The sequence below is a fragment of the Pseudomonas sp. BP01 genome, from assembly GCF_022760795.1.
Taxonomy (GTDB): domain Bacteria; phylum Pseudomonadota; class Gammaproteobacteria; order Pseudomonadales; family Pseudomonadaceae; genus Aquipseudomonas; species Aquipseudomonas putida_Q.
On the sequence record NZ_JAFBKA010000009.1, the window covers coordinates 59,785 to 83,857 of the forward strand.

Sequence of the window (24,073 nt, forward strand, 5' to 3'; positions counted from 1 at the left end):
GATGGCACCGTGTGGGTACCATGGCCCAGGCGGCATTCGTGGTGCCAGCATCGGGCTGACATCTATGGAAACAGTTGCGCTAAGATAAATAAAATCGATTTATCGTATTACACACATAAGCCAAGCTTGTTACTGAGGTCAGCCATGTCGGTTTCCCACGCACAACTCAAGGCCTTCCATGCGGTGGCCGTGCACGGCAGCTTTACCCGCGCTGCGCAAAAGCTGTTCCTGACCCAGCCAGCGGTGTCGGACCAGGTGCGCAAACTGGAGGAGCGCTTCGGCGTATTGCTGTTCCACCGCAACAAGCGTTCGGTGCAGCTCACCGACCTTGGCGAGCGACTGCTGGGCATCAGCCAGCGGCTGTTCGCCTGCGAGGCCGAGGCCCAGGAGCTGCTGCACGATTCGCGCGCGCTGCACACCGGCAGCCTGGTGCTGGCCGTGGATGCCCCGGTGCACGTGCTGCCGCAGATCGCCCGCTTTTGCCAGCGCTACCCGGGCATCCAGGTGAAGATCGAAACGGGCAATACCGACGAGTCACTTGCGCGGCTGTTCAGCTATCAGGCCGACCTGGCCTTGCTCGGCCGGGATGTCGACGATGAGCGCCTGCATTGCCTGCCGCTGCGCCGCGACCCGATGGTGGCGTTTGTTTCGCACCACCACCCGTGGGCCAGCCGTGGCTCGATCAGCCTGGCAGACCTTGATGACATGCCACTGGTGCTGCGCGAGCCCGGTTCGGTGACGCGACAGACGCTGGAAGAAGAGATGCAACGCGCGGGTTTGCGGATTCGCCCGGCGATACAGGTGGAGGGCCGGGAAGCGGCGCGTGAGGCGGTGGTGGTAGGGATTGGCGTGGGGGTGGTATCGGCGGCGGAGTTTGGCGCCGATGCGCGGGTGTGTGCGTTACCGATTGTGGATTGCCAGCGGCATTTGACCGAGACGCTGGTGTGCCTGAGCGAGCAGCGTACGCGGCGTGTCGTGGCGACCTTTTTGCAGGTGGTTGAAGAAGGGTTGTAAGCCTGTACCGGCCCTTTCGCAGCACAAGGCTGCTCCTACAGAGGAATGCGATAACCTGTAGCGAAGAGGCCAGTACAAGCCATGCAGCTATGCTGGGATAACCTCAACCCACGAAACAACCACCATGCTCTACCGCCTGGCCGCCGACACCCTGGTCCTGCTGCACCTGGCCTTCATCCTGCTGGTGCTGTTCGGCGGCCTGCTGGTGCTCAAGTGGCGCCCTGCCCTGTTCATCCACCTGCCGGTCCTGGCCTGGGGCCTGGCGGTGGAATACCTGCACCTGGGCTGCCCGCTCACCACCTGGGAAAACCGCATGCGCAGCGCCGCAGGTGACGCAGGCTACCAGGCCGGCTTTGTCGAACACTACATCTGGCCACTGATCTACCCCGCCGGGCTGACACCGCACACTCAATTGCTGTTGGGCAGCATCGTGCTGCTGCTCAACCTGGGCATCTACAGCTATGTGGCCTGGCGCTGGCACCGCCCTAGCGGGTAGCGACCACGAACAACCGGGGGAACGGCAGCAGCACCTTGCCATCGGTAGCCGGCGGGTAGTCGCGCTGCATGGCCTGCAAGTACATCTGCAGGAAGTCAGCCTGCTCCTGCTCATCAAGCCTGGCCAGGTAAGGCCGCAACGCCGAACCCTTGAACCACTCCACCACCGCTTCGGCACCGCCCACCAAAGGGTGGTGATAGGTGGTGCGCCACACATCCACCCGCGCACACAGCGGGCTGAGCAAGTCGTAGTAGAACGCCGCACCGTGCCGTGGCGGCAACTGGAAATCGGCGAATTTCGCCGCCAAGGGGCCTTGGCTGGCAATCTCGCGCAACTGCCGATGGGCCGGTTCGTCAAGGTTGTCGGGGGTCTGCACGGCCAGGCTGGCGCCTTCACTCAACTGGCGTACCAGGTGCGGGTACAGCGAGGCGTGGTCAGGTACCCATTGCAGCGAGGCATTGGCCAGGATCAGGTCCTGCGGCTCGGGGGAAGACCAGCCGGCAATGTCGGCGATGACCGTACGTACCCGTGGGATGCACAGCCGTTTGCGCTCGCGGGCCTTGTCAATCATGTCCGGGTCGCTGTCCAGCGCGGTCACCTGGGCATCGGGGTAGCGTTGCAGCAACACCTCGGTGGAATTGCCCGGGCCGCAGCCCAGGTCGGTGGCATGGCGCACCGGGCGTGACGGAATGGCGGCGAGCAGGTCGCGTACGGCACGGGTGCGTTCGTCTTCGAACAGGGAATACTGGTTGGCGGACCAAGCCATGTGGGGCTCCTTTTGGGCGGGCAATGTGCCTAGCATATGCCATCTGTCGACTGTGAGGGCCCTATCGCCGGCAAGCCAGCTCCCACAGGGACAGTGCAACACTTGAAGGCGATGATGCCCTTGTGGGAGCTGGCTTGCCGGCGATGAGGCCTTGACCCGTTTTCAGAAGTCCCAGCGGGTGGTTAGCATGAGGTTGCGTGGCTCGCCGTAATAGCCACTGTAGAACGTGGTATCCAGCGCACTGAGGTACTTCTTGTCGAACAGGTTGTTGACGTTCAGCGTGGTGGAAAGCTGGTCGGTGATCTGGAAGCGGCCCATGAGGTTGAACACGGCGAACTGCCCTTGCTTGGCCTTGACCGTACCCAGTTCGGCAGGCGCGGCGGTGAAGTGCGTGCCGCTCTGCCAGTTCATGCCGCCACCCACGGTCAGGCGGTCCAGCTCGCCCGGCAGGCGGTACGTGGTCCACAGCTTGACCATGTTGGCCGGAAACACGGTGTTGATGCGCTCGCCGTCGGCATCCTTGATGATGCTGTGGTTGTAGCTGGCGGTGAGGTTCCAGCCCGGCTGCAACTCACCGCTGGCTTCCACTTCGAAGCCACGCGTGGTGGCACCGGAAATCGCTTCATAGGCCGCCGTGGTGGTACCTGGCACAACTCGGCCTGGGTCGACCACGGCAAGGTTGTCCTGCTTGATCTCGAACGCAGCGACGCTGGTTTGCAAGCGCCCGTCAAAATACTCGCTTTTCAGGCCGACTTCGTAGTTGTCGCCCTCGCGCGGCGCCAGCGTTGCGCCGCTGGCATCACGTACCGTCTGCGGCTTGAAGATACTGGTGTAGCTGGCATAGACCGAGTGAATGTCGTTCAACGCGTAGACCACACCGGCATAGGGCGTGACCACGCCGCTTTCACGGTTACCCGGGATCTTGTTCGGCTGCGTGCTGAGGTCGTAGCGGTAGCGGTAGTTACTGACCCGGGCGCCCAGGATCAGCGACAGGTGGTCGGTGGGCCGCAGGCGCGTGGCCAGGTAGGTACCGCTCTGGTAGATGCTGGTGTCGCCGTCGTACAGCTTGCCATTACCGGTGTCAGGCTTGGTGGTGTAGTTGTCCCAGTCGTAGAAGTTGACCCGGGTGCCTTCGATCGCGGTGCCGCGCAGCGGGTCGTGGTGGTTCTGGTAGCGGGAGAAGTTGTAGCCCAGCACCAGGTCATGCTGGCGGCCGAATGCCTCGAATGGCCCCTTGAGCTGGGCATCCACGCCAACCTGCTTCTGCCAGGTGCTGCCGGCACCGCCGTACAGGCGCACGCCCTCGCCGGTCTGCTTGTCGGGGAAGCCCCAGCTGGCGGTGGCCAGGCTGTAGTCGTCGCGGTTGATGTACATCTGGTTCACTGCCAGCCGCAGGCTCCAGTCGTGCCCCAGTTTCTGCTCGAGGCTGGCAAAAGTGTTCAGCGCGTCCTGGGGGTTGCTGCTCCAGCGCGCGGCGCTGTTGGTGGAGCGGGAAAAATCAGTTTGCTCACCATTGCTGTAGAACAGCGGGAAGGCCACAGAGGACGAGCCCTCTGGCCGGTTGCGCTGATAGTCAGCGCCCACGGTGAGCAAAGTGGTGTCGCTCAGGTCGGCCTCCAGGATGCCGTAGAACACCTGCTTTTCCTGGTGGTAATGGTCGACGAAGCTGTCGTTCTGCTGGTAGGCGGCAACCATGCGCCCACGCACATTGCCGGTGGGGATCAACGGCCCGGACAGGTCGACCTCGGTGCGGTACTTGTTCCACGACCCCAGCCCAGCGCTGACATGCCCCTTGAACTCGGCGGTGGGCCGCTTGCGCACCAGATTGATAGTGGCAGAAGGGTCACCTGCGCCGGTAAGCAGGCCGGTGGCACCGCGCAGCACCTCCACATGGTCGTAGATGGCCATGTCGGCCAGGCTTTGCGCCGACACCTGGCTGACGATATCGAGGGTGGTGGGGATGCCGTCGAACTGGTAGTTGTCTACCGAATAGCCACGCGAGTAGATGTTGAACCGCTCACTGCCAAGGCTTTGGACCGACAGGCCCGGGGTTTGCTGCAACACTTCGGTGAGGTCGTTCAGGCCCTGGTCGTCCATGCGCTGGCGGGTGACCACGCTGATCGACTGCGGCGTTTCGCGCGGCGACAGGTCAAGGCCTGTACCGGCGCGTGTAGTGCCCAAGGTGTAGGCACCGGTGCCGTCGGTGCTGTTGCCGTAACGCTGGCTGTCGATGTTGATAGCGCCCAGTTCCAGCGCCGGGCCACTGGCCGGCGCACCTATCAGGTAACCCTCACCTGCCCGCTGCAACTGCAGGCCCGAGCCGGCAAGCAGCTGCTGCAAGGCCTGGGCGACGCTCATGCGCCCTTGCACGGCGGCCGCCTGACGGCCCTCGGCAGCATCGGTGGAAAACAGGATGCGGGTGTCGGTCTGCTGGGCCAGGGCGTTTAGCGAGCGGTCCAGGCGTTGGGCCGGGATGTCCAGGCTGAAGGTGGCATCCTGCGCCTGGACGGTGGCGCAGGTCAGCAGGCTGGCAGCCAGCAGCGTCAGCGGTGAAAGGTGGTTACCCATGTGTTCCCCATATGAACGATTCAAATGACTTCATGGGGATGGCGGTTGGCCATGAGCGAATGTTGATGTGCCAATGAAAATAATTATCGGTTGCCTGTTCTGGTCCTTTCGCGGGCATGCCCGCGAAAGGGCCAGAACAGGGGGATCAATCAACCCGGCCAATGACAAGGCCGCCATCCGCCGCGCGCACCACCGCCACTGGCAACACCGCCGGTAACTGCTCCAGCAACGCCCGCACTTGTCGGCTGTCGAACTCACCCGACAAGCGCAAACCGCCGGTGCGTTCATCCGCCAGCCGCAGCGGCAGTTCGCTGTAGCGCTGTAAATCCACAATTGCATCGCGCAAGGGTGTGCCGTCAAAGCGCAACATCGAACTGCCCCAAGCAGCCATCGCGCTCGACGGCACGGCCTGCACCGCCCCCAGTTCACCTGCGGCCACCAGCACTTGCTGCCCAGCCCGCAGTGGCTGCACGACGCCGCGCTCAATGCCGACCTCTACCGCGCCTTCCAGCACCCCTACCCGCACGCCACGCACATCGCTGCGCACATCGAACACCGTACCGATATCACGCACCCGCACGCCTTGGCTGCGCACAATGAACGGCGCATCGGCATGCACTACGGTAAACCGCGCCTGCCCTTCGAGCAGCTCCAGTTGCCGGCTGCGCAAGCGCCGTTCAATCTGCAGACGGCTACCGGAATCCAGCACCACCTGGCTGCCGTCCGCCAGCACCAGTTCGCGCGGCGTACCCACGGCCATCAGAACCTGCTCGGTATGCCAGGCAGGGTCCAGCCACCACAGGCTGCCCGCCAGCAGCAACGACAGCAGGCTGGCCTTGGCCGCCTTGCCGGCCTTGCGCCGGCGTGCGGTCATGGCTTTGCCTTCAGCGAGCAACGCCTCGCGGGACGCCACCCGCTCACGCAGGGCTTCGCTGAACGCCTCCAACGGGTCAGCCTGGGGTTTGCTTTCACGCTTGCCCTGGCTCATGCCCGCCCCTCGCCATGCAGGCGCCGGGCCGGTTCCCAGCGACTGGCGATGGTACGCAACGCCCGGTTGAAGTGCTGGGTGACCATGTTGACCGAGATCTCCAGCTCGGCGGCGATGTCACGCTGAGCCATGCCATGAATGCGGTGCAGCAGGAACACCTGGCGCTGACGTGCCGGCAGGGCCTCGATAATCGCCAGCAGGGCATGCAGCTGTTGCTCGAAATCCAGTTCGCGCGCACCGTCCCAGCTGTCCAGGGCCTGTTCATCATGGCTGGCGGTGGCCAGATAATCGGCACGCAGCGATTCGGCACGCACCCGGTCGATGGCCCGGTTGAAGGTGACCTTGCGCAGAAATGCCAGCGGCAGCGAAATGCGCTGGCGGGGTGGCTTGTCGAGAATCTGCAGATAGACGTCGTGAACCAGGTCGCGGGCAAAATGGCGGTCGCGAAAGCGCTGGCGGATGTAGCGAACCAGGTCGTCATAGTGCAACGCCAGCGCGTCAAGCAGTTCCTGGTTGGGCGGTGTATTAGACATGGAGGGCCGGCGCCAAGTGATAATGCTTCGCATTGTAGGGGCGCAGACCTGTGTTTGTCTGCTATGGCCTCATCGCCGGCAAGCCAGCTCCCACAGAAGATCACTGTACCCAGCCGTTATGGTGACCCTGTGGGAGCTGGCTTGCCGGCGATGAGGCCGGAACTGACCATCTATCTTGAAGTCAGTCCATGTATGCGCATGCCCATGAAGACCTACATCGCCCTCGCCATCCTCGCCCTGATTGCCACCGCCGCCCTGCTCGGCTCGCCGTGGATGAACCAGCGCTTCCACATGCCCGCAGAAAAACCCCAGGCCCAACAACGCGAAACGGCCGGGTCCCAGAGGGAGCCGGCCGTTTCCAGACACGAGTGACGCTTAGTGCTGCTTGCTGTTACCAGAACGGATCTGGTGCACCACACCCATTGCCACCACGACTGCCGCCGCGATACCGGTGGAAATCACCAGGATCTGGTAGTCAGGCATGAAGGCCATGGTTACCAGGGCGGCCACGATGAACGCGATCACCAGGTAGGTCAGCCACGGGAACAGCCACATCTTCAGGCGTACTTCCTTGCCTTCGGCAATCAGCTTGCGGCGCATGCGCAGCTGCGAGAAGGCAATTACCAGGTACACCAGCAGGGCGATCATGCCCGTGGTGTTCATCAGGGTATCCAGCACGTCTTTCGGGCGCAGGGTCTCGCTGAAGTTGATCAGCGCGCATACCACGGCCACAGCGCACGAGCCCATGATCGCGTACACCGGTACACCAGTGCCGGCGCGGGTGATCTTGAAGAACGACGGCGCATCCCCACGCTGGGCCAGGGAGAACAGCATGCGCGAAGCGGTGTAGTGGCCCGAGATCAGGCAACTACTCACCGAAGTCAGCACCACGAAGTTCATCAGCAGCTCGGCATACGGCACGCCCAGCAGTTCCAGGGTACGGCGGTAGGCGCCATAGCCGGAAACGCCCAGGTGCGGGTCGTTCCACGGTACCAGGCAGACGATCAGGAAGATCGAACCGACGTAGAACAGGCACACACGCCATACCACCGAGTTGGTGGCCTTGACGATCTGCGCGGCCGGGTCTTTGGCTTCAGAAGCGGCGATGGTGACAATTTCGGCGCCGAGGAAGGCGAACATCACCCCAAGCAAGGCACCAATCACGGTGGTGATGCCATTGGGCATGAAGCCTTCGGCGGTGAGGTGGCTGATGCCACGCACTTCACCAAACTGCCACACGTTCATCACGGCAGCGGTACACACGATCAGGAAGCAGACGATCGCGATCACCTTGATCAAGGCGAACCAGAACTCGAACTCACCGTAATGCTTGACGTTGAAGAAGTTGACGGTAATCAGCAACAGGGTCGTGGCCAGCACGAACACGTTGACGCTAACGTCGGGGAAGAAGCCATGCAGGATCTTGCCCGCCACATAGGCTTCCCAGGCCATGAGGATGACCCAGTACCACCAGTACAGCCAGCCGATGGTGAAACCGGCCCAGCGGCCAATGGCGCGGTCGGCGTAGGTGGAGAACGAGCCGGTGTCTGGCGAGGAAGTCGCCATTTCGCCCAGCATGCGCATGATCAGCACCACCAGGATGCCGCCCGCCAGGTAGGCCAGGACAGCGGCTGGGCCGGCGCTGTGGATCACGCTGCCGGAACCGACGAACAAGGCGCCGCCAATAACCCCGGCGATCGACATCATCGTCAGGTGGCGCGACTTCAGCGAGGCACTGAGCTTGCTCTCGTGCCCGCCTTTCGCGGTGGTGGTTGTGGATGTTGCGTCCATCAGTTGTGTACCCCGTGCTTCTTTTTATCCAAGGAAAACCGTGAAACCCCGATGGCTGGCGGTTTCACCTGTACATCAGTGCTAATGCGGGCAGGATGGTGTGAGCGAACACACGCAGGCCCTCCATGGCGGCCTGCTGACGCGCCCCAGGACGACTGCCTGAAGCGAACTGAACATGCTTTGTGTGGCGATATCCGACACCTAATGTAAAAATGTCCGACGCAGAGAGCCATGCACAGTGGCATGAATCTCGCACTGCACTGTACAGGTCGCCCATGCAGTACACCCTGAAAACGCCAGGCGATACGCACCCTGAAGGCCCCGAATGTTCGAATTACATCCAGACTCCTCCACCCCGCTGGTCAACCAGATCATCGACGGGTTGCGTGAGTTGATCGACAACCAGACGCTCAAGCCGGGCGCCAAGGTGCCGTCTATACGCGCCTTTGCCGCAAGCTATTCGGTGAGTACCTTCACCGTGGTCGAGGCCTACGACCGCCTGGTCGCCCAGGGGCTGCTGGTGAGCCGTGGCAATGCGGGATTCTTCGTCAACCGTGCGGCGGGCGAACTGCTGGACCGGCACACTCCCGAGGCCGACGCCAGTCGACCAATGTTCAACTCCGAGTGGTACCTGCAACAGATCTTCGAGATCCGTCAGTTGCCCTACAAACCGGGGTGCGGCTGGCTGCCCAACGACTGGATGTACGAAGACGGCCTGCGTCGAGGGCTGCGCCAGGTGGCCGGCAGCCCGCTGGAGTTGTCAGGTTACGGCGACCCCATGGGCCTGATGGAGCTGCGTACGCTGACTGCGCAGAATTTGCAGCAAGAGCTTTCCATCGTCGCCAACCCGGCGCAGCTGATGCTCACCCACGGCGCCAGCCAGGCCTTGGACCTGGCCGCACGTACGCTGGTGCGCCCAGGCGATGTGGTGCTGGTGGATGACCCGGGCTATCCCAACCTGATGAGCATCCTGCGCACCCAGGGCGCGACTCTGGTCGGCGTGCCACGCACCCCGGCCGGCTACGACCTGAACAAGCTTGAGCAGTTGCTCACCCACCACCGCCCGACGGCGTTCTTCACCCAGCCGCACCTGCATAGCCCGACCTGTTCGCGCACCCCGCTGCCGCAGCTGCACCGCCTGCTGCAGCTGGCCAGCCAGCATGGCTTCCGCCTGGTGGAGAACAACCTGTATGCCGACATGGTCGCCGAGCCGCAGCCATGCCTGGCCAGCCTCGACCACCTGCAGCAGGTGGTGTACGTGGGCAGCTACTCCAAGAGCATCTCGCCCAACGTGCGGGTCGGCTACATGCTGGCCAACCCCGAGCTGATGCAGAAACTCCTGCACCTGAAGATGCGCTCAGGCCTCACCACCTCGCAGGTGATGGAGCGTGTGGTGTACGCCGCGATCATCGACGGCCGCTGGCGCAAGCACCTCAAGCGCCTACGCCAGCGGCTGGCCGAGGCGCATCAGGAAGTTGGCCGGCATCTGCATCGATTGGGCTTCGAACTGTTCACCGAATCGGATGAAGGCATGTACATCTGGACCCGCCACCCGGCGATTCCGGACAGCGCTGCGTTGCTGGATGATGCGCTGGAGAAAGGCATCATGCTTGGGCCTGGTCAGTTGTTCATGGTCGATGCCAAGGCGACCGGGTGGATGCGCTTCAACGTGGCGTTCAGTACGGACCCGGCGATGTGGGAGTTGCTGGAGAAGGTGTTCGTCAAGCATGTGCGCCGGGGTGGGATGTAGTTCGCCACGACGTCTTCATGCTTGCTCCTCTCGCCCCTAGGCTCTGTACCGCAAACACCGCATGGAGCAAGCCAGTGAGACCATGGCGGCATAACTTTTCGCGAGCTTGTCGAAGCGGGTCACTATCCGGCGGTTCTCTTTCAGCCAGCCGAACATGCGCTCGATGATGTTGCGCTGTCGGTATTTTGGCCGGTCAAACAGTCTTGGTAAGCCAGGCTTGGGCTTGCGCTTCATCGAGCGCAGCGGGATGACGGGTTGCATTCGATATTGGTCGCAGTAGCGGCGTAGCGCTTCGGCGTCGTAGCCCTTGTCGGCGAGCAGCCATTTGCAGCGGTTGCGCGGGCGGCCACGTTGGCTCGATGGAATGCTGACCTTGTCCAATAGTGGTTGTGCGTAGCTGATGTCACTGGCTTGACCGCCGGAGAGGAGAAAGCGCAGCGGTGTTCCGTTGGCGTCGCAGAGCATGTGGATTTTGGTTGTCAGGCCACCGCGACTGCGGCCTGGAGCATGATCGGCAGGCTCGTCAGGCCCCCTTTTTTCCCGGCGCCAGATGAGGCTCGGGTTGCGCGTACTGCGGTTGAGTCGATCATCCAGGTTTGCAGATCGATCAAGCCCTGCTCATTCAGTCGCAGGTGCAGACGTTCGAGCATCTGCTCGAAAGTCCCTTGGTTTCGCCAGCCCCGAAACCGTTGATACACCGTTGACCATGGGCCGAAGCGCTCTGGCATATCTCGCCATGCAGCACCTGAGCAGAGCACCCACAGCACGCCATCAGCATCAGCCGGTCGCTCAGTCGGGGCCGGCCGCGGCCATGGGTTTCGATGAAGAGATCGGAGACCACATCCCAGGCCTCGTCCGTGAGTTCGTAGCGCCTTACCATCACAGAATTCCTTTCCGTTAATGGCGCGTGACTCTACAAAATCTCAGCGCTAGAGGAGCGACGATTTGGTTTCTCGGGATTTCGTACAGAGCCTAAGTATCCCTGGCACTTGGCGCTCTGGCATAACACTTCTTCTTAATTTCGTTGACCACACAGTTCAAACCCGCTCTTGCCCCGGTCACTTTCCTGTACCTGCGCCTTGTAGCTACAGGCTCTAACGCACCCGGCAGCCCTGAACCAATTCCATCTGCAGACTCTACTACAAGCTCTCCAATACTTCCCGTCTCAAATCCGCCTCACTGGAAATAGACGTGACCTCTCGAAAAACGTTAACGAGCGCTGAACTGCAAAAAATATACTCAGCCGAACCTTTCAGCTATGACTTCGAAAATATCCTTTCATGGGAGAGCCCATGCACACTGCCTATAGTACCGCCCAACATAGCCTCGCTATCGACAGAAGCGCTTCGTATCAACGCAGCACGCATTGCAATGAATCTAATAAAGGAAATCGAGGCCACCCGCCCAGCCGACACCCCTGGACTGGAAACGTATTTAACCAAAAACTATTTAAGCATAAAACATTTACACCCAAACCTGACAAACCATGACTATGCCAAAAAGAAATTCCTCCTCTTTCTTTATAATGAAATCAACAAAAAAACACCTCACTCGCTCAATAGATATATGGCAACACACCTCTACACCACAAGCATCGATGACATAGCCCTGAATGTTGAAAACATTGCAAACGAATTAGTCGAAGACGGACAGAATTTCTATTGGCTTGAGGAAGAACTGTATTATTTAATGAGTGCCGCTACCGCCGCGCAAATTGAAATAGTGCTAAGACGCTGCCTTGAGAAAATCCGAAATGAATTCGAAGAGTTCCATCCCGAAGCAATAAAAACATTACGAGAAAACCATTCCAGAGACGACAGCAGCAAATCCATCACCTTAAGCCTTAACACCACAATTCAACTGAGCTCAACACTAACCCCACTATCAACAACCGAAAGCCTGCAAAGCGCCCTCCTGGGCGGAATACAGACCCTCAAAAGACTTGGCCTTACTGCCACCCCAGTTTTCAGACTGGGTATTGGGATATTTTTTTATTCAGCAGAACTAGGCAACGCAGATTTGTACCATGAATCAGCCCTGAGCATGCCTGCTGAACTACTCATTCCTGAGCTACCTGACAACATTCAAGACATCGCGCTTAAACATGGGTCTTTCGAATCCCCGTTCCGGATTCATGCCAATCTCGACACGTATACACTTACGGATAAAGCAAATGCTACCCATGCGGAAAAAGAGGTACCCGTACGCCCTCTGATAATGGACAAAGAAAGCAACAGCTACACATCGATCCCATCGAGTGACTTCCCAATCAGGCTTAGTTTTCCCATTCACACCGAAAGTGGATCATCAACTACAACCCCCAGTATCCCGATACCCTCTGATCCCTATGAAGGTGTTAACCTCAGACGAGCATGGACAGAAGCGACACCACTCCCTGCCCATGAGCCACCAAATTACAAAGACTGCATCTACTGCTTCCCGCCAGAGTCTGGCCTACCGCCACTGTACGTAGTTTTCAATTCTCCCTATCCCGGCGCGACAACCATAGGGATTTACAGCGGACGTCCCTATAACCCGGAAAAAGCCGGGGGAGCAATCGAACGACTGGATTGGAGAGAGGCCCGGATCACAGCAGACGGCGTCGAGTTAGTCAAACTACACGTTAGTCGCTTTCTACCTTCGGATGCAAACAAAGTCATGATCGATAGACTTGAGAAAATCCTACAGGGCACCCTACAAACAACCGACATCGACAAGCGATTTTTCACACATGAAATAAGGGAGCTTGAGCGCTTCCGCGCCCTTGGCATTGCTGATAAAATTTTACCAACTGATCGTGGCGAGGCTTGGAACAATACTCACGCGGCCACTTTAGAAGACTATCAGCTTGGATCAGATGCCACGCTATTGTATACAACGGAAGCTCTAGAAGCAGATGCAATCCAACTTGAGCGGGAAAATCCATGAACACTATCCACGACGTAGTTAAAAACGAATCCCCTACGGATGTGATTTTATTTCTCACCAGAGGTAATGGCATCTCCCACCCGCACATAGACAGGCTTTATACCCAGAACAATTGGATTCACCTAGGTGACTGCATGGCCCTCATCGAACTGACCAGAAAAATGACGAGCGACGGCTTGATTGAACAAAAAGCCGGCGGATATGTGAAAGGTCCAACATGGAGTGCACCAGCATTCATGCTCGAGAATAAGTATACTTTTAATCAAAGTTGATAGCCCAAGTCGAATTCTAGCGTTGCGGACTTATTCACAAATACATTTGCTCATTGCCCCTACCAAAAACTCGAAAACCGCAGTTCAGGGGCGGCAGCTACACCACAGCTGCCGCCCCTAAAGCTGCACACATCAGTCATCTCCCTGTTTGAGACACCCCGCCCGTGCCAGCACAGCGTTCAGCAGTACATCAGCGCCTTGTCGGGCATCATCAGGCAGCACGTCCTCAGCCTCGTTGTGGCTCAAGCCGCCAACGCAAGGGATGAACACCATCGCCGTCGGACAGTAACGCGCCAACAGGATGGCATCGTGACCCGCCCCACTGACAATCGATTGCTGCGCATACCCAAGGCCATCCACCGCTTGCTGCACGGCAGCCACGCAGTCGGCATCGAACGGGGTCGCCGGGCTGACCCAGTGCCGATCGATACGCACTTGCAGGCCGCGCTGGCTGGCGATGGCTTGCAGCTTCAGGGTCAGCTCGCGCTCCATGGCTTCGATGGCGTCGTCGCGGTGGTGGCGCAGGTCGACCGTGAACTGCAGCAGGCCGGGAATGGTGTTGCGCGAGGACTTGGCAATGGAGAGCTCACCTACGGTGGTCAGGCCTTGGGGGGCAAAGTCCGCTGCCAGTTGCTCGACCGCCTGGATCATCCGCGCGGTGCCGTACAGCGCATCCTTGCGCAGCGGCATCGGTGTGGTGCCGGCGTGTGCCGCCATGCCTTCGACTGTCACGTCCAGCCAGCGGATGGCCTGGCCACCACTGACCACGCCAATGGCCTTGGCGTTGTCTTCAAGGATCGGACCTTGCTCGATGTGCGCCTCGAAATAGGCATCCACCTCGCCGCCCAGCGGGCGTTGGCCGGCGTACCCGGTGCGGTGCAGTTCATCGGCGACGCTGACGCCATTGGCATCGCGAATGGCCAGCGCCTCGGCCAGCGCGAGGCTGCCGGTGAACACCGCCGAGCCGAACATGGCCGGGGTGAAGCGCGCGCCCTCCTCGTTGGTCCATACGGCAATTTCCAGTGGCTTGCGGGTCTGGATGTCCAGGTCGTTGAGGCGGCGCACCACCTCCAGGCCGGCCAGCACGCCATAGACGCCATCGAAACGGCCCCCTTCGGGCTGGGTGTCGAGATGGCTGCCCATCATGACCGGGGCGGCATGCGGGTCACTGCCAGCACGGCGGGCGAACAGGTTGCCGATGGCATCTACCGACAGGCTAAGGCCCGCTTCGCGGCACCAGTGGCTGAACAGTTCACGGCCGGCTTTGTCCTCGTCGCTGAGGGCCAGGCGGCAGTTGCCGCCGCGGGCGGTGGCGCCGACTTCGGCCATGGCCATCAGGCTCGCCCACAGGCGTTCGCCATTGCTTTTCAACATATGCGGGTACTCCAGGATAATTGGGGTTCGATCAGGCCAGTTCCAGGCGCTGGCTACGGGCGTATTGGCGGGCCAAGGCGAGCACGCAAACCAGCGAAATAGTGGCGATCAGGGTGTAGAAGGCTGCCATCGGCCACCATTGGCCGCTAAAGGTATGGGCCAGCCAGGTGCCAATCAGCGGGGTCAGGCCGCCGGCGATGGCGCCGCAGATCTGATAGGCCAGGGAAATGGCGGTGTAGCGCACGCGGGTTTCGAACATGCCGCTGACATAGCCGGCAATCACCGCGTAGAAGGAGGCCATGCAGGCGGCGGCCAGGGCGATGCCAAGCACGATCAACGGGCCCTGGCCCGAGCTGACCAGCACGAACATCGGGTAGGGCGAGGCCATCGCCAGCAGCGCGACCAGCGCCAGGAAGCGCGTCGCGCCAACCTTTTCCGACAGCCACGCCGCCAGCGGCTGCACACAGAGCTGGATGATCGCCACAAAAAACAGGCATTCAAGGATCAAGGAGCGCTCCAGGTGCAACTGCTGGGTGGTGTAGCTGATCATGAAAGTGTTGGTGAAATAGACCCCGGCGATGCCCAGGGTGTTGGCGCCGATGCACAGCAACAGCGGGCGCCAGGCGGTGCGCAGCACTTCAAACACAGGCGCCTGCTCCTTGCGCCGGGCCTTTTGCGCCTGCTCGCGGCTGGCGATGAACTCGGGCGACTCATTTACCCCCAGACGAATCGCCAGGCCCACCAGCAGCAGCAACGCGCTGGCCAGGAACGGCACGCGCCAGCCCCAGCTCATCAGCTCGTCTTCAGGCAGGCGGGTAACCGCGCCAAAGGCCAGCAGCGACAGGATCAGGCCAGCCGGGCTGCCCAGCTGGGCGAACGAGGCGAAAAAATTGCGCCGGCCCTTGGGCGCATGCTCACCCGCCATCAATACCGCCCCGCCCCACTCGCCGCCCACGGCAATGCCCTGAACGATGCGCAGCAGGATCAACAGCACCGGCGCGGTGGCGCCGATCTGCGCGTAAGTCGGCAGAAGGCCGATGCACACGGTAACGATGCCCATCATCAGCAGGGTGATGACCAGCGACTTCTTGCGGCCGATTCGGTCACCCACGTGGCCGAAGACAATGCCACCCAGCGGCCGGGCGAAGAAGCCCACGGCGAAGGTGCCGAACGCGGCCATGGTGCTGAACAGGCTGTCGTCGGAGGGAAAGAACAAGGCACCGAACACCAGGGCGGCGGCGGTGGCGTAGATGTAGAAGTCGTACCACTCGATCATGGTACCGATGAACGCGGCGGCTGCGGCACGGCGCGGCTGGGCGGAAGCGGTGGGCTTCATGGGGGCTCCTTTGCTTGTTGTTCTGGCAGGAGTTGCTGGGACACGGCGGCGCTCTCGTGGCGCTTGGCCTGTTGACTTGGCGCTGGCTCCTTCGCGAGCTTGCCCGCGAAGAAGCCGACACCGATGCAATAGGCTCCGATGCCTGCGATTTATCGGCCCAGGGCTATGATTAGTCAATTTTCTATTTATTATTCGAACTATTAACCACGCTTATTATCGAGCCCCCGCCATGTCTGACCGCCTGCTCAACGACCGCCTCGACTGGAACCTGCTGCGCACCTTCCGGGTCATCGGCCAGGAGCTGTCCATCAGCCGCGCCGCCGCCCGCCTGCACCTCACTCAACCGGCGGTAAGCCAGGCGCTCAAGCGCCTTGAAGAGCAGCTAGGTCGCCAGCTCATTGCCCGCCGCGGGCCGCGCTTCGTGCTGACAGAAATGGGCGAACAGCTGTTCCAGCTGGCCGGCGAGGTGTATGGGCAAATGTCGCAGATCGGCGGCTTGCTGGAGCAACCGGCAGACGAAGTGGTGGGCAAAGTGCGCCTGCTGATGATCAGCCGCATCGTCAGCGAGCGGTTCGACAACTTCCTCGCCGACTTCCACCGCCAGCGCCCGCGAGTGGAACTGGAAATCGACGTGATGCGCAGCTCCGACATCGTCGCCGCCCTGCAGGAAAAAACCGCCACAGCGGGCCTTAGCCTCACCCGGCGTGCACAGCCACGGCTGGAACAGCGGCTGTTCCTGCGCCAGCGCTATGCGTTTTTCTGTGGCAAGCACCATGCCCTGTTCGGCCAGGCCGAAGGCGACCTGCAACGGGAGAACTTCGTCAGTTTTACCAGCGATCAGATCGGCGGCATGTTGTCGCCGCTGACCATTTTCCGTGACCTGCAAGGGTTTGCCGGGCGGATCGTGGCCTCATCGCCAAGCCTTGAGGAAGTACGCCGGCTGGTGATCGCCGGGTTTGGCATCGGTTGCCTGCCCGAGCATGTGGTGGCACCGGATGTCGAAGCGGGGTTGCTGTGGAAGCTGCCGCCGCAGGAAGGGATTGCCGATGTGGATATTCACCTGTTGTGGAACAGGGAACAGCGGTTCAGCCGGGCGGAAGAGGTGTTTATCGAGGCGTTGCAACAAAGCCTAGGCTAACAAAAAACCATCCCGGCTTACCCCACAAATAGGTACCTGGCAGAACATCGGCAAGCACTAGACACAATAATGGCCAATTAGTAGCATCGATCCAACTGGACACTACGGACAATTTCAGACATGGATAGCACTGCAGGAGTCATTCAACGCCCACACCATCAACCTATCCGCCAATCACTCACTTGGGAAGAAGCATGGAAAGGTCCCGATGAGGGCTTGATTCGGTGCTGGGAGATTGGTCGTGAACGGGCCCTGGCTCAACCTGACCTTGCCCAACACTGTGCCAATGGCGCACTCCCTGTTCTTGGTTGGAAAGGCGGACATGATCGCGCATTGAAAAAACCCATGAAGTTCGGGTCTTTCAAATACCTGGCCCAATGGCAGGGCCTTCGTGGCGAAGATCTGCTCATCGACGTACGATCAGAAATCACCTTGAGCTGTAATCACACGGGCATGATCACCACATTTACACCGGACCAGGCAAAATATGCCGACGCTGTGATTCTAACGGAATAGAAACGAGGAGCAGGGAATGGTCGATCTTTACCAGGAGTTTCAGAACAGCCGCTTTTTCCACGAAGCGCGAATCGCACAGCGATCAGTTGATGCACTGATTGGCATCGCTGCCGGCCTGACGGCTGACAATCAAGTCAATCAACAAGAGGCTGAGTTTCTCAGGGGATGGATGGAGCAGCAGCTCATTCATCTCGAAGATCCGGTTATCAATTTATTATACCGTCGCCTGAGTGACATGCTTCAGGACAATGTGCTGGATGCCACCGAGTCAGCTGAACTGCTGGAGCTTTTGCAACAGTTCACCGGCAAGCCACGTTGCAGCGACAACCCCTTCTCTTCGCCCTCCACATTGCCACTTGATTGTCCCGAACCGACACTGGAATGGAGAGACCGCACTTTCCTGTTTACCGGGACAATGGCTTACGGGCCTCGCAAAGATTGCGAAGCACTGGTGATAGAACGTGGGGGGGCAGTCGCCGCCGGGGTCAGCAAGAAGATCCACTACTTGGTCATTGGCAGTATTGGCAATGACCAATGGCTGCATAGCAGTTATGGCACGAAGATCAAGAAAGCAGTGGAAATCAGGGAAGCCGGCGCGAATATCGCGATCGTGAGCGAAGCGCATTGGCAGCGCGCAGCTTTTGGCTGACGCGAACACGTGATGGGGCTCAGCGCTTCTGAGCGGCGCGATAGACCTCGCTGCGCTCGCGCTTGCCAACCGATACCACCACCACAACGATACGCTCATCCTCGACCCGATAGACGAGGCGATACCCGGAGGCCTTGAGCTTGATTTTGTAGTGGTTCGGCAGGTCGCGCAGCGCGTCGGCCTGCACCTTGGGGGATTGCAAACGCTCGCCGAGTTTTTTCTTGATCTGTTCGCGCACGGTGTGGCCCAGCTTGCCCCACTCCTTTAGCGCTGAAGGCAGGAATTCGAGCTTATAGGTCATCCAGAGACACCGGTACGCCTTTTTCCCCCAGCCTGGACTTGGCCAATTCACTCAATTCGAGATCTTCCAGGCGCTCCATCATGGCCTCATACAGCTCGGCCGGTACCATGTATCCCATCACGCGATTATGGTTAAGCACTGCGACGGGCATGCCCGCAGCTCCGGTCATTACAGCAGATGGGTTCTTTTTCAGTTCCGACACGCTTACGGTCACGTCAGCAAAGATGTTCTGCATTTTTTCGCCCTCGAATCAGGACCATATTTTGGTCCATATATAGGACACAAACAACCCTGTATTGTTCAGAGACGGCAGTGCTCGATCAGCTCGTCACGGCTGCCGCCCACGCCCCAGGGCTTGATCACGCCAACTTCACGCAGGCGGGTCAGCAGGCGAAAGGCCCCCGGACCAGGTCTCGACCCAGTGGAAGTCCGTCTTTTACTGACTGAACGTGCTTCACTTGGATGGCTTGCATCACTGCAACTCACTTACAGGAGCCATCCCATGAACATCGACCTCGGCGGGCGCACCGCCATCATCAGCGGCTCGACCGGCGGTATTGGTCTGGCCATCGCCCGTGGCCTGGCCCGCGCCAATGCCGACGTGGTCATTGCCGGCCGCACCCAGCAGTCGCTGGACGCCGCCCTGGCTGAAGTGCGCAAGCAAGGTGGCGGTGGCCAGGTACACGGCGTGGTCGCCGACCTGGGTACCGCCGCCGGTGCCGAAACTTTGTTCGCAGCCCACCCACGGGCCGACATCCTGGTCAACAACCTGGGCATCTACGACGACGTCGACTTCTTCGAGGTAGACGACAGCGAGTGGGCGCGCTTCTACGAAACCAACGTGCTGAGCGGTGTGCGCCTGGCGCGCCACTACGCCCCAGGCATGGTCGAGAGCGGCTGGGGGCGGATCCTGTTCATTTCCTCGGAATCGGGCATCGCCATCCCTGCCGACATGATCAATTACGGCGTTACCAAGGCCGCCAACCTGGCCGTTTCCCATGGCCTGGCCAAGCGCCTGGCCGGCACCGGGGTTACTGTGAACGCGGTGCTGCCGGGCCCGACCCTGACCGATGGCGTGACCGCGCTGGTGGCCGATGCAGCGCAGGCCTCCGGGCGCAGCATTCGTGAAGAGGCAGACAACTTCGTCCGAACCGCGCGGCCAAGCTCGATCATCCAGCGCGTCGCCGATGTCGATGAGGTTGCCCACCTGGTGGTGTACCTCGCCTCCCCTTACTCCTCCGCCACCACCGGCGCGGCCCTGCGGGTCGACGGCGGGGTGGTCGACAGCCTCGCTATCTGAATTCGACTGGGAGGCATTCGGGGAAAACTTGGATCCCATTCTATGACAGGGTATGCTGCGCAATAGCTATACGCCACTATCCAGGTAGGCTTGATGCCTGCCTTCAAGGACGAAGCCTTTGCCCAGCCACCCAACCCGCCATACCATCGCCCGACAGTGGCAGCTGCTCAAGTTGTTGCCTGGCCGCCACCCGGGAATGAGCTCAACCCAGTTGCAGGCCGCCCTGACGACCGTGGGCCATACCACCAGCAAACGCACTGTCGAGCGCGATCTGGTCGAGCTGGCCGCGCTGTTCCCGTTGCAATGCAACAGTAAAGGCATGCCTTACGGCTGGTACTGGCAACCGGGGCTGAGCCTGGGCGAAGCGCAGCAGCTGCAACCCGACGTGCTTACCCCTCCGGACCACGTTGAGCTGCATGCCTGGGTCGATGACGCACTGGCCCGCCGCCTGGAACAATCACCCCTGTCAGCAGACATGCAACTGACGCCGCAAGCGAGCGGCGGCGCCGTGCTGGTGGCGACCGTGGCGGACAACCGGGCGCTGATGGGCTGGCTGCTGTCCCAAGCGGGGTCGATCCGCATCCAGGCCCCGCAGGCGCTGCGCGTGGCCATGCTCGAACAGCTGCGCCAGAGCCTGGCGCTGCACGACGGCAGTTATTGACCGCCAGGCAAAAGTGATTGTCCTGCGGGGCGCTGTTTCCCCTTGCCTGCCCTGCGCAGAATTCACTCCTGACAACGTATCGCTTTCAGGAGTAACCGATGAAACGCTTCAAGCCCTTGCTGCTGGCCGCCGCCCTGGCGTCTGCTGCCCAAGCCACCCTGGCCGCCGACTGGCAGACCTCGCCCTACGGTAAACAGGATGAAATCGGCGCCGCCAACCTGCTCACCCCAGAGGTGGTCAAGCAGGCTGTCAGCCTGGTCAAGACCGGCAAGACCTACCCACTGGCGGTGCCAGTGAGCAAGGACTTGCCAGCATTCCGCCACCGCAGCTTCCACCTTTACAACATCCAGCCCGGCGAGCAGGCGGGCCAGACCCTGGGCCGCAACAAGTTCAGCTTCAACGATGAACTGGTCAACGGCTGGACCGGCGTCGGCACCCAGCTCAACGGCATCGGCCATATCGGCATCGACAACGTCTACTACAACGGCAACAAGGCGGCTGACTTCGTCACCGTCGAAGGCGTGACCAAGCTGGGCGTGGAGAAAGTACCGCCAATGGTTACTCGTGGTGTGGTGCTGGACATGACGGCCCACTACGGCAAGGCCATCGTCCCGGGCGGCACCGCATTTACCGTCGCTGACATCAAGGCGGTCCTGAAGAAGGAAGGCATCACCCTGCGCAAGGGTGATGTGGTGCTGTTCAATACCGGTTGGCTGGAGCTGATCGGCAAGGACAACCAGCAATTCCTCGCCACCGAGCCGGGCATCGACCTGCCGGCGGCCGAATGGCTGGCGGACCAGGGTATCGTCGCCTTTGGTGGCGATACCTGGGCTTCCGAGGTGTACCCGAACCCGAGCGGCGAGGAGTTCCCGGTCAACCAGTTCATGCTGGCCAAACGGGGTATCTACAACCTGGAGCTGATCGACACCCGTGCACTGGTGCGGGACAAAGCGTTCGAGTTCCTGTTCGTGCTGGGCCAGCCGCTGTACAAGGGCTCGACCCAGGTGAACATCAACCCGGTGGCAATTCACTGACCCGCGAACGGGCTGCCTTTCGAATGCGGGGCCGCCAGCGGCCCCGGTAATCTCAGAGGAAAGTGAACACTTGCGAAGCCGGCAACCGTGACTTGTTCAGCCCGGCGTTGAAGTCCGACTCACTGCGATAACCCAGGCTGAGTATCACCACGCTTGTGAAGCCGCGCTCACGCAAGCCCAGCTCGGCATCGAGCGCCTTGCTGTCGAAGCCTTCGATCGGCGTTGCATCCAGACCGTGTGCCGCTGCCCCCAGCAACGCCGTGCCCAAGGCCAGGTAAGTCTGCTTTTCCATCCAGTGCTGCGCGTCCTTCTGGTCGAAGCGGTGCAGGTTGACGTAATGGCGGCGGCTCTGGTTTTGCCCGGCGCGGGCTTGCTCGTCACGGAAACGGCCATCGGCAGCCTCCTGATCAAGCACAGCATTCAGGTGCGCTTCGGTCATCTCGGTGCGGGTGCAGAACACGATCACGTGGGACGCATCGAGGAGCTTGGGCGTGTTGTAGGCAAAACCCTCGGTGGTGCTCTTTGCCAGCCGGGCCTTGCCTTCGGCCGTGTCGGCGACGATGAAGTGCCAAGGCTGGGAGTTGACCGAGGACGGGCTGTGGCGCAGCTGTTCAAGCAGAGCATCGACAGTGGCCTGGGGAATACGGCGCGAGGCATCGTAGGCTTTGGTGGTGTAACGGCGCTTGGCCAGCGAGACGGTATCCATGTAACAACTCCGGAAATGAACAGTGGATTTACCGCGCATCTTATCTTTCCGGCAGAAAAGAAAAACCGGCACAATGCAGCAACACTTTCATCCATGGAGTGAAAATGCTGCGCATCGCCGATCTCGAACTGTTTGCCCGCAGCAGCGTGCTGGGCAGCTTCACTGCCGCTGCCCATGAGGCAGGCTTGCTGCCGGGCCAGGTGGCCGCAGCAATCAAACGCCTGGAGCGCGACCTGGATGTACGCCTGTTCGCCCGCACCACTCGCAGCCTGCGCCTGACCGCCGAGGGCGAGCGCTACCTGCCCACCGCGCTGAATGTGCTGGAGAGCTTGCGCCAGGGCCATGAAGACCTGCATGGCAACCCCAATACCTTGCGCGGCACCCTGCAGGTGTCGGCACCTTCCGATATGGGCCGCAACATGCTGCTGCCCTGGCTCAGCGCCTTCCGCCGCGAGCACCCGGCATTGCAACTGCGTTTCTTCCTGTCCGACCAGATTGCCGACCTCAACCGCGACCCGGTGGATGTGGCCATCCGCTATGGCCTGAACCAGGATGCCAACTACATCGCGCTGCCATTGGCCGACTGGAACCGCAGAGTGCTGGTCGCCTCGCCCGACTACCTGGCCCGCCACGGCCGCCCGCTCAGCTCCGACGCCCTGCAGCAACACGCCTGCCTGCTGTACATGCAGCACAACCGGGTATACGACAAGTGGCAGCTGGGCAACCGTACCGTGCAGGTGCGCGGGCCGCTGGTCAGTGACGATGCCGACGTCATCCGCCGCCTGGCCATTCAAGGCGAAGGCATCGTCTACAAGTCGTGGCTGGATGTCAGCGCCAACATTGCGGCCGGCGAACTGGAAATCGTCTTGCCCGAACTGCTCGGCGAAGCTACCCCGGTCACTTTGGTGTGCCCGCATCGCAAGCAGCTCACACCGGCGGTTTCGCAATTGCACCTGTGGCTGCGCGAGCGCTTCGAGGCCCTGCGGGATCGGGCACTGACCAACGGCTGCACAATCGTTCCAGACTGAGCCGAGGGGTTCCGCTAAGGTAGCCATTTACGCCAACGGCACACGTTCATGAGCAACTGGATCGACCTCAAGCAAGACGCCGATACCGGCATCGAGTCGGTCCGTGCGCATTTTGTCGGGCATGCCTACGACCCGCACTGGCACGACAGCTTCCTGGTCGGCGTGACCGAACAGGGCGTGCAGCAGTTCAATTGCCGCCGGGTGCGCCACCGCAGCACGCCGGGGCAAGTTTTCTTGCTCGAGCCTGGCGACATCCACGACGGCCTGGCACCCACCGAAGAAGGCTTCACCTATTCCACGCTGTACCTGGAGCCAGCGTGGCTCGACCAACAGCTGCGGGCGCTGTTCGAGCACGCTCCGGGCGACAGCCTGCCCAGCTTCGCCGACACCCTGTGCCACGACGAACACCTCGCCCGGGCCACCGCCCTCGCCTTCCAGTCCGTGCACGACCAGGACTTGCGCATCGTCCGGCAAACGGCCATGGACGACCTGCTTGCCTGCCTGACCCGCCACATGCACTGGCGCCGACGCATCAACCCCGACCCACGCCTGCCGCTGACCGCACAACGCGCGCGCGATTACCTGCACGCCAACCTGGAGCACGACATCGGCCTGGAAGACCTGGCCCAGGCCTGCGGCATCGACCGCTTTCGCCTTACCCGTGCATTCAAGGCCGCATTCGGCATTGCACCGCATGCCTACCTTATCCAGCTGCGCCTGGCCCGGGCGCGGCGCCTGCTCGCCCTGGGCCAGACGCCTGCCGAAGTGGCCGTGGCCTTGGGCTTCGCCGACCAGAGCCACCTGGGGCGCTGGTTCCGCCGGGCGTACCGGCTGACCCCGGCCGACTACCGCAGGCGCTGCTCAAACCTTCCAGACTGAGCGCCTGCAGGCAGCGAGCATGGTGCTTCGAATTTCCGGAGCCAT

Annotated in this window: 24 protein-coding genes and 1 pseudogene; 14 read left to right on the forward strand and 11 right to left on the reverse strand. The window is 61.1% G+C overall.

Annotated features, from left to right (window positions below):
* Nucleotides 1-144 precede the first annotated feature (144 nt).
* Together JOY50_RS10245 and JOY50_RS10250 are read left to right on the forward strand one after the other, a co-directional pair.
* Nucleotides 145-1,014 carry a LysR substrate-binding domain-containing protein gene (locus tag JOY50_RS10245; protein WP_132839682.1) on the forward strand — a complete coding sequence of 290 codons (870 nt, stop codon included), beginning with the start codon at nt 145-147 and terminating at the stop codon, nt 1,012-1,014.
* A 124-nt stretch (nt 1,015-1,138) separates the two neighbouring features.
* Nucleotides 1,139-1,510: a DUF2784 domain-containing protein gene (locus JOY50_RS10250; protein WP_028613502.1), complete on the forward strand. Its 372-nt coding sequence runs from the start codon at nt 1,139-1,141 to the stop codon at nt 1,508-1,510.
* Here JOY50_RS10250 and tam read toward each other — a convergent pair.
* The 4 genes from tam to JOY50_RS10270 all read right to left on the reverse strand — a co-directional run bounded on the left by tam (nt 1,500) and on the right by JOY50_RS10270 (nt 6,365).
* Entirely contained in the window at nt 1,500-2,276 is a 777-nt protein-coding gene (gene tam, locus JOY50_RS10255; protein WP_243055161.1) for a trans-aconitate 2-methyltransferase, read from the reverse strand. The two genes, JOY50_RS10250 and tam, sit on opposite strands and share 11 nt — an antisense overlap.
* A gap of 162 nt (nt 2,277-2,438) precedes the next feature.
* Nucleotides 2,439-4,844, reverse strand: coding sequence for a TonB-dependent siderophore receptor (locus JOY50_RS10260; protein ID WP_243055162.1), 2,406 nt, complete (start codon nt 4,842-4,844; stop codon nt 2,439-2,441).
* A 145-nt stretch (nt 4,845-4,989) separates the two neighbouring features.
* Nucleotides 4,990-5,832: a FecR family protein gene (locus tag JOY50_RS10265; RefSeq protein ID WP_132839679.1), complete on the reverse strand. Its 843-nt coding sequence runs from the start codon at nt 5,830-5,832 to the stop codon at nt 4,990-4,992.
* On the reverse strand, nt 5,829-6,365 hold the full coding sequence (locus JOY50_RS10270) for an RNA polymerase sigma factor (protein ID WP_132839678.1): 537 nt from the start codon (nt 6,363-6,365) through the stop codon (nt 5,829-5,831). The genes JOY50_RS10265 and JOY50_RS10270 overlap by 4 nt, the downstream gene beginning before the upstream one ends.
* A 192-nt stretch (nt 6,366-6,557) precedes the next feature.
* Here JOY50_RS10270 and JOY50_RS10275 point away from each other — a divergent pair, with 192 nt between their 5' ends.
* Entirely contained in the window at nt 6,558-6,737 is a 180-nt protein-coding gene (locus JOY50_RS10275; protein WP_243055177.1) for a hypothetical protein, read from the forward strand.
* 3 nt (nt 6,738-6,740) lie between these two features.
* Here the strand turns inward: JOY50_RS10275 and JOY50_RS10280 are convergent, their stop codons facing one another.
* On the reverse strand, nt 6,741-8,156 hold the full coding sequence (locus JOY50_RS10280) for an amino acid permease (RefSeq protein WP_019470891.1): 1,416 nt from the start codon (nt 8,154-8,156) through the stop codon (nt 6,741-6,743).
* Nucleotides 8,157-8,481: 325 nt separating this feature from the next.
* Between JOY50_RS10280 and JOY50_RS10285 the strand changes: the two genes are divergently transcribed.
* Nucleotides 8,482-9,906: a PLP-dependent aminotransferase family protein gene (locus JOY50_RS10285; protein ID WP_132839676.1), complete on the forward strand. Its 1,425-nt coding sequence runs from the start codon at nt 8,482-8,484 to the stop codon at nt 9,904-9,906.
* Between the two features lie 36 nt (nt 9,907-9,942).
* On the opposite strand, the pseudogene JOY50_RS10290 reads toward JOY50_RS10285, so the two are convergent.
* Nucleotides 9,943-10,786: pseudogene (locus JOY50_RS10290) on the reverse strand (IS5 family transposase).
* 311 nt (nt 10,787-11,097) lie between these two features.
* Here JOY50_RS10290 and JOY50_RS29095 point away from each other — a divergent pair.
* Together JOY50_RS29095 and JOY50_RS10300 are read left to right on the forward strand one after the other, a co-directional pair.
* Nucleotides 11,098-12,834, forward strand: coding sequence for an S-type pyocin domain-containing protein (locus tag JOY50_RS29095; RefSeq protein ID WP_243055163.1), 1,737 nt, complete (start codon nt 11,098-11,100; stop codon nt 12,832-12,834).
* Nucleotides 12,831-13,106 (forward strand): hypothetical protein, encoded by a 276-nt coding sequence (locus tag JOY50_RS10300; RefSeq protein WP_138736755.1) that lies wholly within the window; start codon nt 12,831-12,833, stop codon nt 13,104-13,106. Before JOY50_RS29095 ends, JOY50_RS10300 begins: the two co-directional genes overlap by 4 nt.
* Nucleotides 13,107-13,238: 132 nt before the next feature.
* On the opposite strand, the gene JOY50_RS10305 is transcribed toward JOY50_RS10300, so the two are convergent.
* Both JOY50_RS10305 and JOY50_RS10310 read right to left on the reverse strand, forming a co-directional pair.
* Nucleotides 13,239-14,480, reverse strand: coding sequence for a Zn-dependent hydrolase (locus tag JOY50_RS10305; protein ID WP_138736756.1), 1,242 nt, complete (start codon nt 14,478-14,480; stop codon nt 13,239-13,241).
* A 31-nt stretch (nt 14,481-14,511) separates the two neighbouring features.
* Nucleotides 14,512-15,816 (reverse strand): MFS transporter, encoded by a 1,305-nt coding sequence (locus tag JOY50_RS10310; RefSeq protein ID WP_019470897.1) that lies wholly within the window; start codon nt 15,814-15,816, stop codon nt 14,512-14,514.
* 229 nt (nt 15,817-16,045) lie between these two features.
* On the opposite strand from JOY50_RS10310, the gene JOY50_RS10315 reads away from it, so the two are divergent.
* The 3 genes from JOY50_RS10315 to JOY50_RS10325 all read left to right on the forward strand — a co-directional run bounded on the left by JOY50_RS10315 (nt 16,046) and on the right by JOY50_RS10325 (nt 18,119).
* Nucleotides 16,046-16,954 (forward strand): LysR family transcriptional regulator, encoded by a 909-nt coding sequence (locus JOY50_RS10315; RefSeq protein ID WP_132839672.1) that lies wholly within the window; start codon nt 16,046-16,048, stop codon nt 16,952-16,954.
* Between the two features lie 120 nt (nt 16,955-17,074).
* Nucleotides 17,075-17,470 (forward strand): hypothetical protein, encoded by a 396-nt coding sequence (locus tag JOY50_RS10320; protein ID WP_061202459.1) that lies wholly within the window; start codon nt 17,075-17,077, stop codon nt 17,468-17,470.
* Between the two features lie 16 nt (nt 17,471-17,486).
* Entirely contained in the window at nt 17,487-18,119 is a 633-nt protein-coding gene (locus JOY50_RS10325; RefSeq protein ID WP_132839671.1) for a BRCT domain-containing protein, read from the forward strand.
* A 19-nt stretch (nt 18,120-18,138) separates the two neighbouring features.
* Here JOY50_RS10325 and JOY50_RS10330 read toward each other — a convergent pair whose 3' ends face one another.
* Together JOY50_RS10330 and JOY50_RS10335 are read right to left on the reverse strand one after the other, a co-directional pair.
* The gene (locus JOY50_RS10330; RefSeq protein ID WP_132839670.1) at nt 18,139-18,420 is read right to left on the reverse strand and encodes a type II toxin-antitoxin system RelE/ParE family toxin; all 282 of its coding nucleotides are present in this window, start codon (nt 18,418-18,420) and stop codon (nt 18,139-18,141) included.
* Entirely contained in the window at nt 18,410-18,655 is a 246-nt protein-coding gene (locus JOY50_RS10335; RefSeq protein ID WP_016500420.1) for a type II toxin-antitoxin system Phd/YefM family antitoxin, read from the reverse strand. Before JOY50_RS10335 ends, JOY50_RS10330 begins: the two co-directional genes overlap by 11 nt.
* A gap of 267 nt (nt 18,656-18,922) precedes the next feature.
* Between JOY50_RS10335 and JOY50_RS10340 the strand changes: the two genes are divergently transcribed.
* The 3 genes from JOY50_RS10340 (at nt 18,923) to JOY50_RS10350 (ending at nt 21,415) form a co-directional block, all read left to right on the forward strand.
* Nucleotides 18,923-19,720 carry an SDR family NAD(P)-dependent oxidoreductase gene (locus JOY50_RS10340; RefSeq protein ID WP_132839667.1) on the forward strand — a complete coding sequence of 266 codons (798 nt, stop codon included), beginning with the start codon at nt 18,923-18,925 and terminating at the stop codon, nt 19,718-19,720.
* A gap of 118 nt (nt 19,721-19,838) precedes the next feature.
* A complete protein-coding gene (locus JOY50_RS10345) occupies nt 19,839-20,381 on the forward strand; it encodes a WYL domain-containing protein (RefSeq protein ID WP_132839666.1) in 543 nt (180 codons plus the stop codon).
* 98 nt (nt 20,382-20,479) lie between these two features.
* Nucleotides 20,480-21,415: a cyclase family protein gene (locus JOY50_RS10350; protein ID WP_132839665.1), complete on the forward strand. Its 936-nt coding sequence runs from the start codon at nt 20,480-20,482 to the stop codon at nt 21,413-21,415.
* Between the two features lie 52 nt (nt 21,416-21,467).
* Here JOY50_RS10350 and nfsB read toward each other — a convergent pair whose 3' ends face one another.
* Nucleotides 21,468-22,121 (reverse strand): oxygen-insensitive NAD(P)H nitroreductase, encoded by a 654-nt coding sequence (nfsB, locus tag JOY50_RS10355; RefSeq protein WP_132839664.1) that lies wholly within the window; start codon nt 22,119-22,121, stop codon nt 21,468-21,470.
* A gap of 104 nt (nt 22,122-22,225) precedes the next feature.
* On the opposite strand from nfsB, the gene JOY50_RS10360 reads away from it, so the two are divergent.
* Both JOY50_RS10360 and JOY50_RS10365 read left to right on the forward strand, forming a co-directional pair.
* Nucleotides 22,226-23,149 carry a LysR family transcriptional regulator gene (locus JOY50_RS10360; RefSeq protein ID WP_132839663.1) on the forward strand — a complete coding sequence of 308 codons (924 nt, stop codon included), beginning with the start codon at nt 22,226-22,228 and terminating at the stop codon, nt 23,147-23,149.
* A gap of 48 nt (nt 23,150-23,197) precedes the next feature.
* Nucleotides 23,198-24,028, forward strand: a complete 831-nt coding sequence (locus JOY50_RS10365) for an AraC family transcriptional regulator (protein WP_132839662.1) — start codon at nt 23,198-23,200, stop codon at nt 24,026-24,028.
* Nucleotides 24,029-24,073: the final 45 nt, after the last annotated feature.